Here is an 11822-nt window from a genome sequence, read left to right on the forward strand (position 1 = left end):
TTCACTATAAACATACCTAAATTTAGAAGAGTTAAAAACTTTTCCTCTAACTCGGATAAATTTCAACACCCGTTCTTTGGGTAAGCTCCCTGAATTTTTTTATAAGCAAAAGAGTTATCTCCCCAGGTAATCTTTTACCGATTGATCTTCCATCGACTTCAATGACGGGAGCAATTTCAGCACCGGTTCCGGTAATAAAAACTTCTTCCGATGTCCAGATATCATAAAGTATCATTTCTTTTTCTTCCGTTTTTAGGCCAAGCTCTTTAGACAGTCTGAGTATTGTTTCCCGAGTTATACCAGGCAATAATCCGGCTGATAGGGGAGGAGTCATGACTGTCGAGTTTTTAATGATAAAGATGTTTTCAGAAGTACATTCGGTGATTTGGTCAAGTTGGTTAAGCATCAGCCCTTCATCGGCTCCAGAAAGGTTGGCTTCAATTTTTGCAAGAATTTTGTTGAGATAATTGAGGGATTTTATCGCTGGACTGACGGAAGAATGAGAAGGAATGCGAGTGGATACGGTTCTGATTTTTAAGCCTTGTTGATAAATTTTGGGATTGTAGAGAGAAATCTTGTCGGCGATAATAAAAATGGTGGGTTTGTGACAGTGTAAAGGATTAAGCCCAAGATCACCTACCCCCCGAGTAACCACGACTCGGATATAACCATCTTCTATTTCATTTTGCCTACATGTTTCAAGAATGGCTTCCGAGCATTCCTGAGGGGATAGAGGAATAGATAGGTTTATGGCTTTTGCGGAATAAAAAAGTCTTTCAATATGTCGTTCCAAGAGGAATACTCTTCGGTTATAAGCCCTTATTCCTTCAAATACTCCATCTCCATAGAGAAGTCCATGGTCGAAGACTGAAATTTTAGCTTCTTCTTTTGGATAAAAAAGACCATCAATATAAATTTTCATGACAACTTTCCTCGTTTAAATTTCTTGTTTAGAACGTTAGAGATTATTTCGCATAGCTGTTGGTTAGTTTGAAATATTACTTTCAATTTCAGTCAGTTTTCCATTGCTGAGCAGCAGTTGTTTATCTCCCAAACAAGCAATTTCTTTTTCATGAGTTACAAGAATGAGGGTTTTGTTTTTTTCTTTTTGAATGGAGAGCAGAAGATTAACAATCTGCTTTCCCGTTTCTTCATCAAGGTTGCCGGTAGGTTCATCAGCGAGGATTATCGAAGGATCGTTTCTTAAGGCTCGAGCTATAGCTACCCTTTGTTGTTCACCTCCTGAAAGCTCGTTTGGTCGATGATGAATTCTTTTTTCAAGGCCAACGGCTTCTAAAAGTTCGGTTGCCTTTTTCCTATCCCCTTTTCCAAGAATTAAAGCGGGAAGATCCACATTTTCCAACGCTGAAAGTTCAGGCAGTAAGTAATACGATTGGAAAACAAATCCAACGGTTTCCGCTCTCCATCTTGCGAGTGTCTTGGAAGAAAACTGGGATATATTTTGACCACGGAACAGGATTATACCCTTATCAGGTTTTTCCAAGCCTCCAAGAAGCTGAAGCAATGTCGTTTTCCCGGATCCTGATGCCCCTTGGATAGTTATAAAAAGACCTTCTTCGAATCGGACATAAAGCTTAGAAAAGACTTCAATACGACTCGATCCAAGAACATAAGACTTGTTGATCGCATGAGCTTCCAGGACATAATCATTCATAACGAAGAGCTTTAGACGGGGTCAGTTTGGCTGCATTCATTGCTGGAATCCATGCAGCCAACACACAAATACTCATAGCACCGAAGCTAATCCCAGCAATGAGAAGAGGATCTATTTCCATAGGTATTTTTGCGAAATGATACACATCAGCTGAAAAAAGGTCTATGCCTAAATGCCTACCAATAAAATCCCTGAAACTATTTCTATAATAAAGAGCCAGACTTGCTATAATGAGTCCTAAAAAAGTTCCACAGATCCCGACGATCAGTCCATGCAGAATAAAGATGGAAAGGACTTGATCGTCTCTGGCTCCAAGGGCTTTAAGAAGGCCGATCTCTTTGCTTTTCTGGACAGTAATGGTGATTAATGTGCTGCATAAACCAAAAGCGGCAACAATGATGATGAAAAAGAGGATGAAAGTCATGGCTATGCGTTCGATGGCTATGGCTGAAAAAAGGGGTTTATTCTGATCTATCCATGTTAGGGCTTCTATGGGGGGAAGAAGCCGGAGGTTTAGTCGTTCTTTGACTTTAGTTGCGGCAAGGGGATTTTTTATTCGGATAGAAATACCATGAACCCCGTTGCCAAGGCTATAGAGATATTGCGCATTGGCTAAGGAAGTTATAAAGTAGCTTGAATCATATTCATAGAGGCCTGTTCGAAAAATCCCTGTAATGGTAAATTCAGAAGGTAAAATAGTTGTTTGTTTGCCTTTTTGAAAGTTGTCTCTAAAAGCTTGAAAATGCCTGGGAGCATAAATAAGGACCTTGTCTCCCAAATAAGCGTCACTGTGTTTTGCCCATTCTTCTCCAACTATGACTGATTCTCCTTCCAAATCATAACTGCCAGCAATAAGAAACTTTTTTATCGGTATAACTTTTTCCTCCATATCAAGGTTTATTCCACGCAAAATCGGTGTCGTAATTCGACTTGCATATTCAACCATTACGGGTCCACTTACAAATGGAGCAGCGCCTGTCACAAGGGGGTCTTTTTCAGCTAAATCTATTAAGTTTTGAGGACGAGTAAGAATTTCCCCATTAGAAATAATTAAATGGGCATTGAATCCAATTATCTTCTTTTCAAGCTCATGGCTAAATCCAGCCATGACAGAAAGAACTATGACCAGTACGGCTACTCCAAGGCTAACTCCCAGTACGGACAGTAGGGTAATGACCGAAACAAAACTTCTTCTGGGTCTCAAATAACGAAGGGCTAGAAAAAGACTGAAAGGCAAAGGCATAGCTCCTTTTTTTTGTTATGAAAAAAAATATAGGATTGATTTATTTTTTCTCTAATCCTTTTCTAAGGACATTCGCTTTATTCAGCAATTCAAGAAGAGCTTTTTCATCTCCAGTTTGCAAAATTTCTAAGGCTTCTTCAAAATCCATGATGAATTTTTTCCCCGCTTCACATATGGATTGACGATTAGTCAGAAGGATCGATTTCCATAAATTTGGACAACCTGAAGCGATCCGAGTTATATCTCTGAACCCGGGTCCAGCTAGAGCCAAGCTTTTCAAGCTGACCGATTTCATGAGTACGGCTGATAAAAGATGAGGCAAATGGCTAATTTCAGAAACAAGGGCATCATGTTCTTCAGCTGAGAGGTTGATGGTTTTTGATCCAAGCTTTTCCCAGAGAGTTTTGACACAGTGGAGTGTTTCGGAACAAGCATGGAGTCCTGGAGTAAGGATAGTTATTGATCCATCAAATAGTTTGCTATTTGAAGACTCAAATCCAGACTTTTCACTTCCAGCCATGGGGTGACTGCCTATCCATTCTACTTTATCAGCTAAAATCGATTGGAATAATCTGATCACTTCCTTTTTTATGCTGGTAACATCGGTAACTATGGTTTCAGGTCCCAGATAATCCTTTATCTCAAGCAAGATAGATTCTAAGACTTCAAAAGGAACACAGAGAATGACTAGGTCTGATCCTTCAACAGAAAGGCCAAAATGATTATAAAGGTTAGCCTTTAATCCTGATTTTGTTAAAAGATTCAATTCATCATCCCTTGCTCCAATCGCAAGGTTTTTACATAGGGCTCTTTCTATGCAGGCTTTAGCAATTGAGCCTCCAATCAGTCCTGGTCCAATAACAGTGATTTTGTTTAAAGGGAAAAGCTTTGCTTTCACTTCGATTTTATGTTTTTGAGGGAATATAGAGCCACAGGAAGCTCTTCTAAAAGCCGTGAAAGCTGATCAGCCGTTCCAATTGTTATCCTTATCCATTCGGCTAATCCATAACTTTTCATGGGTCTGATGATAATTCCTTTTTTAAGGAGCTCATGGAAAATAAAATCTCCATCCCCCACATGAACAAGGATAAAGTTGGCACTTGAAGGAATAAAGCGTAGCCCTAACTGGCAAAAGGCCTCTTCTAGCCTTTTTTTGCCCTCTTCAGTGATTTTTAAAGTGGACAGCTTGTGCTGGTTGTCTTCTAGGCTAGCTCTGGCGGCTAGCTGGGCAAGACTGTTTGTATTAAAAGGCTGCCTAGCTCTTTCTAAGAAGCAGCAAACACTCTTTGAAGCCACCCCATAACCTATCCTTAAGCCTGCTAAGCCATACATCTTTGAAAAAGTGCGCAAGATAACAATGTTTTCTTTTTGTTTAACAAAGGAAAGGGTCTGAGGTGGGTCAGCAACAAAATCGATGTAAGCCTCGTCTAGGGCAACAACCACTTCACCCGGTACTTTATCTAAAAATTCGTACAATTCTTCGTTGGGAACTCTTGTCCCCGTAGGATTATTAGGATTGGCGATAAAAATAAGTTTGGTTTTGGGGCTGATTGCATTTAGAATCGCTTTAAGATCATGATTAAAAGCGCAGTCTTCGACTTCTTTAAAACGAACCCCAAAGAGTTCTGCCATCAATTTGTAGACTGCAAAGGCATATTTAGAAAAAAGGACTTCATCTTCATCACTCGTTGCGAACACATGGAACAGAAGCTCAATAATTTCGTTTGATCCGTTCCCTATAACAATATTTTCTACTCCAATATCCAGATGGCTAGCTAGAGCTTTTTTGAGGTAATAGCCGTTACCATCAGGATAAAGATGGATCTGGCGAAGATATTTTGTAAGGGCATTTAACGCAAGTGGGGATGGACCAAGAGGGTTTTCATTAGATGCTAGTTTTATAATTTGGGAAGGACTGAAACCATACTCTCTTGCAAGCTCCTCGATCGGTTTGCCTGGTTCATAAGGAACGAGCTTTTGAAGAGAAGGATTGATCTGAGATAGAATTTTGTTTGTCATTGTTTTGTGTGTTCCTCATCAAAAGATTGATTGCCCGTTTTTCTTCGTCATTGCTACATCATTTATTCTGAGTGAGATCAACAATATCTTTTCTCAACCGTTGAGAGAAAGTATACTTATTTAGCATGTTGAAGGATATTTCTCAAGAAGACTTCAACATTAACTCTTTTGGGAGTTCTGTTTTAGCTCTTGTATACGGAGTATTTCAAAGAGCTGTAGGGTAAATTTCTCGATCATGTTCAATGCTTGGCTAGGAGGAAGCCGGTCGACATCGGCAATTTGCCAAAAAAGACATCTCTTTTCCCATCCTGGATAAAGCTTTCTTAGGGCTTCCTTATGTTCCTCTTCTCGAAGAGCGATCCTTAAAGAAGCCTTTTCGAGGTCTTTAATAGTGAGCTGAATGGGATCTGTTCCAGCAAGATGTAATGGGATGTTTTTTCCAATGAGTGCTTCCTTGACATAAGGAGAAAGAAATCCAGGGACTTTCGATGCGGCTATTCCCCTTGAAAAGGCTTCCCATGGGAGAGAGCATCGAAGTGCATAGAAATTGAAAAGAGCTTGGGCAAAACGACTCCTATAAATATTTCCAGTACATATAAATAAAATTAATTTTTTTTGCATCGCTATTCTTATTAAAAAAGTTAAAAAAAAGAAGAAAAGATGACTCCTAAAAAGTATTCCTTCTTTTTTCTTGATAGAATAATTTTTTTTAATTTAGTTTAATTGGTATGGCGCAGACAAAAACACTGACTTTCAACTCCCCTATCGAAGGTGATGTTGTCGTTACTCGACTGGATGCAGCAATTAATTGGATGAGAAAAAATTCGTTATGGCCAATGCCTATGGGGTTAGCTTGCTGTGCCATCGAATTAATGGCATCGGCATGTGCACGATTTGATATTTCACGGTTTGGTGCAGAAGTCATGCGATTTTCTCCTAGACAGTGCGATGTTATGATTGTTGCAGGAACGGTGACCTATAAAATGGCTTATTCAGTAAAAAGAATATACGAGCAGATGCCTGATCCAAAGTGGGTAATATCGATGGGGGCGTGTGCATCAAGTGGGGGAATGTATAGGAGTTATTCTGTCCTGCAGGGTATCGATCAACTTATTCCTGTTGATGTCTATGTTTCTGGCTGTCCACCTCGACCAGAAGCTCTGCTTGATGCTTTGATCAAGCTTCAGGAAAAAATTGATAGGGAAGCTTCTTTACGTCATTTAAAACAGCCTACGGCATAAGAAATTTATAAGGGAAGGGGAACAATTGTTAATATTATGCCAGTTTTATCTTTACCTTTAGCAGAAGAATTACAGAAGGTTTTTAATATTAAGCTGTTGGAAGTTAAAGAGTTTAGGGGAGAGTGGACCCTGACGATTGATTTATCTGTCATTCAACAGGTTGCTAGGTATTTAAAAGAAGAAAAGGGGTTTGATCTTCTTCTCGATATTTCCGGAGTCGATCATTGGGGTGAAGAACCCAGGTTTGAAGTGGTATATCATTTTTATAATTTGCAAAAGGCCACTCTTTTAAGAATTAAGGGCAGGGTCACTGAATCCAATCCCATTGTCCCCACTCTGTCTTTTATCTATCCCACGGCTAATTGGCATGAAAGGGAAGCCTACGATATGTTTGGTATTATTTTCGAAGGACATCCCGATTTGCGTCGAATTCTGATGTGGGAGGGCTATCCTTATTTTCCTCTAAGAAAAGACTTTCCTGTAGAAGGGAAGGAAACGGATCAAAGTCCTGTTGCCTTTGCCAAGGCCGCTCCCTTGGATGGAGGACCTTTTGTAGCTCGTCCAGCAGCACTTAGCGTTGAGAGGGAGCCAAGGGCCATTGAAAATGAAGAACTTTTAGAGGAACTTGAAGAGTTGAAAGAACAAGAAAATCTGACTCTACCTTATAAAGAAAAGGAATAATATGGCTGAGAGTTTGACCAAAGAAGTTCGAATTGAAGTTCCAGATACAGCTGAGCTTCTAAGAAGGGCCGAAGAAGTTTCCGGAGCTCCTGAAGGGGAAAGACTTATTCTCAACATGGGACCTTCCCATCCGAGTACTCACGGTGTGTTTCAGCTTATACTTGAAATGGATGGGGAGATTATCACAAAGGCTATTCCTGAAGTTGGTTACTTGCACAGGGGGGATGAGAAGATAGCCGAAAATATGCAGTACAATCAATTTGTTCCGTATACCGACAGGTTGGACTATCTTGCCCCTCTTGCTAATAATGTGGTTTATGCTTGTGCTGTAGAAAAACTGTTGGGATGGGACATTCCTCCACGTGCGAAAGTAATCCGGGTTATTTGTGCTGAAATTGCAAGAATTTCCTCACACTTGATGGGGCTTGGGGCTTATGCCATGGATTGTGGAGCGGTCTCCGTATTCTTGTACACTTTTACGGAAAGAGAAAAAATCTATTCTCTAATTGAAGAACTTACGGGAGCTCGTTTTACAACAACTTATACTAGAATAGGGGGATTAACAAGAGACATTCCTCCAGGATGGACAGAAAAACTCAAGGATTTTATCAAACAATTCTTGCCCAAAATCGATGAAATTGAAGGGCTATTAACGAAAAACAAGATATTTGTAGACCGGACGCAAAATATTGGGATCATCACTAAAGAAGATGCGATCGACTATGGGCTGACTGGACCAAACTTGAGGGGCAGTGGAGTAGATCATGACTTAAGGAAAAAGAATCCTTATCTGGGGTATGAAAAATATGATTTTGAAGTTCCCCTAGGTAGTGTTGGAGATTGCTTTGATAGATATCTTGTGAGGATAGAGGAGATGAGGCAAAGTTGTAGGATATTAGAACAAGCCTTGGCCGATATTCCTACAGGACCTATCGCTGTGGATGAACCTAGAGGATATCTTCCTCCCAAGTCTTCGGTTTTAACGAAGATGGAAGAGCTCATACAACACTTTATTATTGTTACCCAGGGAGTCGATGCACCCCCCGGAGAAGTGTATTTTGGAGGGGAAAATCCCAAAGGGGAGCTGGGCTTTTATATTGTAAGTAAAGGAGGAGGTGTCCCTTACCGGTTAAAAATACATTCTCCTTCATTTGTAAATTTAAGCATATTGCCCAAAATCCTTCCTGGCCATCTTTTAAGCGATATCGTAGCCATTCTTGGAAGTCTAGATTTTGTGATGGGAGAATGCGACAGATAGAAAGAAGAAGGTTATTTTACTATTAAAAGGTTACTTTGCTTTCAGGAAGATAACAAAACAAAATGAATACGGTTGAGAAAGAACTACCCCAATTAGATCAAGAATTCATCGATGAGGTTAATAAAATAATAAGCCAATATCCAGTTTCCAAAAGGAGTGCTTCTCTGCCTTTACTTCATTTATGGCAGGAACACTTTGGCTATGTGTCTAAAGAGGCTGTGGAATGGATCGCCCAAAAATTGGAATTAGAACCCATAGCTGTTGAAGAAATTGCAACCTTTTATCCTATGATTCGTCATAGGCCACTTGGAAAATACCAATTTAAAGTATGTCGGACCCTTTCTTGTGCCTTGGCTGGGAGCTACCAGCTTTTCGAACATATCAAGAAAAGCTGCAATGCTTGTAATGAAGTGGATCATAATATTTATCAGAGCTCGGATGGTCAATTTTCGGTTGAATTTGTCGAATGTCTTGCCGCTTGTGGAAATGCTCCCGTAATGATGATCAATGAAGAGGAATGGATGAATGTCACCAAAGACAAAATTAATGAGATACTTCCGGAGTTAAGCAAGAAACAAAATTAAGAGGAGTTTTGCCCATGTCTTTTAAGCCTGAATATCGACTCATTCTTAAATATGCAGATGAACCTGGTTATACTGTAGATATAGATTGCTATTTGCGCCATGGTGGATACCAGGTTTTAAAAAAAGCCTTAACTTTGGATCCAGCATTTATAGTTCAAGAAGTCAAAAAGTCGGGTTTAAGAGGCAGGGGTGGAGCAGGATTTCCCACGGGTGTAAAATGGGGGTTCATCAATCATGAGAAAAACACAAAACCGGTTTATTTGCTTTGCAATGCCGATGAATCCGAACCGGGTACCTTTAAGGATAGGCAGATCATCTATAAAGATCCCCATCAGCTTATCGAGGGCATGATCATCAGTGCTTATGCTAACCGGGCACACCTGGGATATATATATATCAGGGGTGAATTTGCAAAAGGAGCTAAAATTTTAGAACAAGCGCTTGCTGAGGCTCGAGAAAGAAATTTTCTGGGTAAAAATATCCTCGGTAGCGGTTACGATTTGGAGATTTATGTTTTTCGAGGAGCCGGAGCTTATATATGTGGCGAAGAAACGGGGTTGATAGAATCTTTGGAAGGCAAAAGAGCTTATCCGAGAATAAAGCCCCCCTATTTTCCAGCTGTGTTAGGATTATATATGTGTCCAACCATCGTTAATAATGTGGAAACACTTTGCCATGTAAAACATATAGTAGATATGGGTGGAGAAGCCTTTGCGAAAATAGGAACGCCTAACAATACGGGAACAAGGATATGGTGTGTGAGTGGCGATGTAAATAGACCTGGATATTATGAGTATCCCTGTGGAGCGATCACTTTCGGTGAGCTTATTTACGAGGTATGCGGGGGCATTCGAAACGGCAACAAGCTTAAAGCGGTGATTCCAGGCGGTTCTTCGGCTAAAGTATTGCGAGCTGACATAAAGTATAAGATTCCAAGAAAAAAAGCCGATGGTTCAACTGAAATAGTGGAGATGGGTTTAGAGGATATTCCTTTGGATTTTGATACCGTAGCTGCCACAGGTTCTATGTCAGGATCAGGAGGTATCATAGTCATGGATGATACTCGTGACATGGTAGAGTGTTTAAGAAATATAGCTGAGTTTTATGCCCATGAGTCCTGCGGTCAGTGTACTCCTTGTAGGGAAGGTTCTCTGTGGATGAAAAAAATCCTGGATAGAATATGTAGGGGTAATGGCAGAAAAGAAGATAGCAAACTTCTTCTCGATGTGGCTAATCATATCGCAGGAAGAACGATTTGTGCTTTTGGAGAAGCCTGTTCTTGGCCCGTTCAGAGTTTTGTGGAGCTATTTGAAGAAGAATTTGTCGCAAAAGCAAAGAAAGAGGATTCGATGGAAATTTTAGAGCCTGTAGAGGGATGAATTTCTTGATAGGTTTAGGAGAGGGAAAAAAAGAATATAAGTTATGAGTGCTTTGATCAAAAATCCATTTAATCATGATTTGCCTGCTGCGGATACTCCTCTTGTTAATGTTCAACTTGATGGACAGTGGGTTAAGGTTCCCAAGGGACTAAATGTGATCGAGGTTGCCAAGCGCTTTGGCAAGTTTATCCCTCATTATTGTTATCATCCCAAACTTTCTATAGCAGGTAATTGTCGAATGTGCCTTTTCGAGATGGGTGTCCCTAAATTGGATGCTCAACGCAAGCCTGTTTTGGATGAGAAAGGCATGCCTGTGATTAGTTGGCTTCCTAGACCTCAAATCGCTTGCGCTACTCAGGCTACAGAAGGGATGGCTATCAAGACCAGCTCGGCGCTGACTACTGATTGTCAAGAGGGAGTGACAGAATTTCTGCTTATCAACCATCCTTTGGATTGTCCTATATGTGATCAGGCTGGGGAATGCCGGTTGCAGGAATATTCCTATGATTTTGGAAAAGGAAGAAGCCGCTTTGTTGAACAAAAAGTTAAGAAACCTAAACGGGTTGAGCTTGGACCCCGAATCATGCTCGATGATGAGAGATGCATTCTTTGTTCAAGGTGTATCCGTTTTGCCAGGGAAATAGCTAAACAAGATGTTATTGGTTTTGTTAACCGTGGGAGTTATTCGACATTGACTGTCTATCCGGATAGACCTTTTGACAGTAACTATTCACTGAACACTGTGGATATATGCCCGGTAGGAGCATTAACGAGTAAAGATTTCCGCTTTCAGATGAGGGTTTGGTTTTTAAGGGAAACCAAGAGTATATGTACGAGTTGTGCAACAGGTTGTAATGTGATTATCGGTAGCAGGGAAAATGTTGTTTACAGGCTAACTCCAAGAGTAAACGAAGAAGTGAATTCACATTGGATGTGTGACCAGGGAAGGTTAAATTTTCATTATATTCATAGCAAAAAAAGGGTTGTTGAACCGGCTTCTCATCTCAATGGCTCTTTGTTTCCCCTGGAGTGGAACGAAGCAGTAAGAACGGTTGCTCAAAGACTCAAGGAATTTTCTCCACGGCAGATCGCCTTTTTAGTCTCAGCAAGGCTTAGCTGTGAAGAACTTTATCTTGTGAAAAAGCTTATAGAACTTTTAGGAAAAGGCGAGGAAATATTTTCAGAAGTTGTTCCTAGAAAAGGAGTAGCTGATTCGTTGCTCAGAAGCGAAGATCTTAATCCCAATACGCTTGGAACCGTTTGTCTAGGAATTGGTAAAAGAGGAGAAAAGTTAGCTGAATTGCAGGAGAAGATTCGAACAAAAGAGATAAAATGTCTGTTTGCTATTCACGAAAATCCCGAGGAATGTGGAATACCAGAAGACCTTTTATCCTCTCTTTCATTTTACGTTTGGCAAGGGTTGATTCCAGGATCCGCTATCCATACTGCCCATATTCTTTTAGCGGGTGCGAGCTTTGCTGAAAAAAGTGGTACAATGATCAATGTTGCGGGAAGACTTCAAAAACTTCATAAAGCAATATTATGTCCTGGAAGGGCCAGGGAAGATTGGAGAATCTTGAGGGATCTGCTCTTGGTAGCGGGCTATAAAGATAAGTTTTTCGAAGAAATTGCTCAAGTCTATACGGAAATGTCCAAGGAGATTGAAGCCTTTGGAGGTATTTCCTGGATAGATATAGGGGATCAAGGAATCGATTTAAGTCAAAAATTCAAAGTTTAATTCT

General features: G+C 40.3%; 12 protein-coding genes. 6 read left to right on the forward strand and 6 right to left on the reverse strand.

Annotated features, from left to right (window positions below; genetic code table 11):
- Positions 1–46 precede the first annotated feature (46 nt).
- The 6 genes from ilvE to IT6_RS07270 all read right to left on the reverse strand — a co-directional run bounded on the left by ilvE (position 47) and on the right by IT6_RS07270 (position 5558).
- Positions 47–922: a branched-chain-amino-acid transaminase gene (ilvE, locus tag IT6_RS07245; RefSeq protein WP_206825800.1), complete on the reverse strand. Its 876-nt coding sequence runs from the start codon at positions 920–922 to the stop codon at positions 47–49.
- Positions 923–985: 63 nt separating this feature from the next.
- On the reverse strand, positions 986–1675 hold the full coding sequence (locus IT6_RS07250) for an ABC transporter ATP-binding protein (RefSeq protein ID WP_206825801.1): 690 nt from the start codon (positions 1673–1675) through the stop codon (positions 986–988).
- Positions 1668–2918: an ABC transporter permease gene (locus IT6_RS07255; protein ID WP_134440279.1), complete on the reverse strand. Its 1251-nt coding sequence runs from the start codon at positions 2916–2918 to the stop codon at positions 1668–1670. The genes IT6_RS07250 and IT6_RS07255 overlap by 8 nt, the downstream gene beginning before the upstream one ends.
- A gap of 40 nt (positions 2919–2958) precedes the next feature.
- Positions 2959–3816 carry a prephenate dehydrogenase gene (locus IT6_RS07260; RefSeq protein ID WP_134440280.1) on the reverse strand — a complete coding sequence of 286 codons (858 nt, stop codon included), beginning with the start codon at positions 3814–3816 and terminating at the stop codon, positions 2959–2961.
- Positions 3813–4937 (reverse strand): histidinol-phosphate transaminase, encoded by a 1125-nt coding sequence (gene hisC / locus IT6_RS07265; RefSeq protein WP_206825802.1) that lies wholly within the window; start codon positions 4935–4937, stop codon positions 3813–3815. The genes IT6_RS07260 and hisC overlap by 4 nt, the downstream gene beginning before the upstream one ends.
- A gap of 159 nt (positions 4938–5096) precedes the next feature.
- The gene (locus IT6_RS07270; protein WP_206825803.1) at positions 5097–5558 is read right to left on the reverse strand and encodes an arsenate-mycothiol transferase ArsC; all 462 of its coding nucleotides are present in this window, start codon (positions 5556–5558) and stop codon (positions 5097–5099) included.
- Between the two features lie 107 nt (positions 5559–5665).
- Here IT6_RS07270 and nuoB point away from each other — a divergent pair, with 107 nt between their 5' ends.
- The 6 genes from nuoB (at position 5666) to IT6_RS07300 (ending at position 11818) form a co-directional block, all read left to right on the forward strand.
- Positions 5666–6178 carry an NADH-quinone oxidoreductase subunit NuoB gene (gene nuoB / locus IT6_RS07275; RefSeq protein WP_134440283.1) on the forward strand — a complete coding sequence of 171 codons (513 nt, stop codon included), beginning with the start codon at positions 5666–5668 and terminating at the stop codon, positions 6176–6178.
- 36 nt (positions 6179–6214) lie between these two features.
- Positions 6215–6859, forward strand: coding sequence for an NADH-quinone oxidoreductase subunit C (locus tag IT6_RS07280; protein ID WP_206825804.1), 645 nt, complete (start codon positions 6215–6217; stop codon positions 6857–6859).
- Position 6860: 1 nt separating this feature from the next.
- Positions 6861–8117, forward strand: a complete 1257-nt coding sequence (gene nuoD, locus IT6_RS07285; protein ID WP_206825806.1) for an NADH dehydrogenase (quinone) subunit D — start codon at positions 6861–6863, stop codon at positions 8115–8117.
- A 62-nt stretch (positions 8118–8179) separates the two neighbouring features.
- On the forward strand, positions 8180–8701 hold the full coding sequence (locus IT6_RS07290; protein ID WP_134440286.1) for an NADH-quinone oxidoreductase subunit NuoE family protein: 522 nt from the start codon (positions 8180–8182) through the stop codon (positions 8699–8701).
- Positions 8702–8715: 14 nt separating this feature from the next.
- Positions 8716–10080 (forward strand): NADH-quinone oxidoreductase subunit NuoF, encoded by a 1365-nt coding sequence (nuoF, locus tag IT6_RS07295; RefSeq protein WP_206825808.1) that lies wholly within the window; start codon positions 8716–8718, stop codon positions 10078–10080.
- 43 nt (positions 10081–10123) lie between these two features.
- A complete protein-coding gene (locus tag IT6_RS07300; protein ID WP_134440288.1) occupies positions 10124–11818 on the forward strand; it encodes a molybdopterin-dependent oxidoreductase in 1695 nt (564 codons plus the stop codon).
- Positions 11819–11822 lie beyond the last annotated feature (4 nt).

Origin of the sequence: Methylacidiphilum caldifontis, from assembly GCF_017310505.1 — a bacterium.
Classification (GTDB): Bacteria; Verrucomicrobiota; Verrucomicrobiia; order Methylacidiphilales; family Methylacidiphilaceae; genus Methylacidiphilum; species Methylacidiphilum caldifontis.

Coding starts and splice junctions, on each gene's coding strand:
- ilvE (WP_206825800.1), bottom strand. CDS start 922: ATGAAAATTTATATTGATGGTCTTTTTTATCCAAAAGAAGAAGCTAAA.
- IT6_RS07290 (WP_134440286.1), top strand. CDS start 8,180: ATGAATACGGTTGAGAAAGAACTACCCCAATTAGATCAAGAATTCATC.
- IT6_RS07255 (WP_134440279.1), bottom strand. CDS start 2,918: ATGCCTTTGCCTTTCAGTCTTTTTCTAGCCCTTCGTTATTTGAGACCC.
- IT6_RS07280 (WP_206825804.1), top strand. CDS start 6,215: ATGCCAGTTTTATCTTTACCTTTAGCAGAAGAATTACAGAAGGTTTTT.
- IT6_RS07300 (WP_134440288.1), top strand. CDS start 10,124: ATGAGTGCTTTGATCAAAAATCCATTTAATCATGATTTGCCTGCTGCG.
- hisC (WP_206825802.1), bottom strand. CDS start 4,937: ATGACAAACAAAATTCTATCTCAGATCAATCCTTCTCTTCAAAAGCTC.
- nuoD (WP_206825806.1), top strand. CDS start 6,861: ATGGCTGAGAGTTTGACCAAAGAAGTTCGAATTGAAGTTCCAGATACA.
- nuoB (WP_134440283.1), top strand. CDS start 5,666: ATGGCGCAGACAAAAACACTGACTTTCAACTCCCCTATCGAAGGTGAT.
- nuoF (WP_206825808.1), top strand. CDS start 8,716: ATGTCTTTTAAGCCTGAATATCGACTCATTCTTAAATATGCAGATGAA.
- IT6_RS07270 (WP_206825803.1), bottom strand. CDS start 5,558: ATGCAAAAAAAATTAATTTTATTTATATGTACTGGAAATATTTATAGG.
- IT6_RS07250 (WP_206825801.1), bottom strand. CDS start 1,675: ATGAATGATTATGTCCTGGAAGCTCATGCGATCAACAAGTCTTATGTT.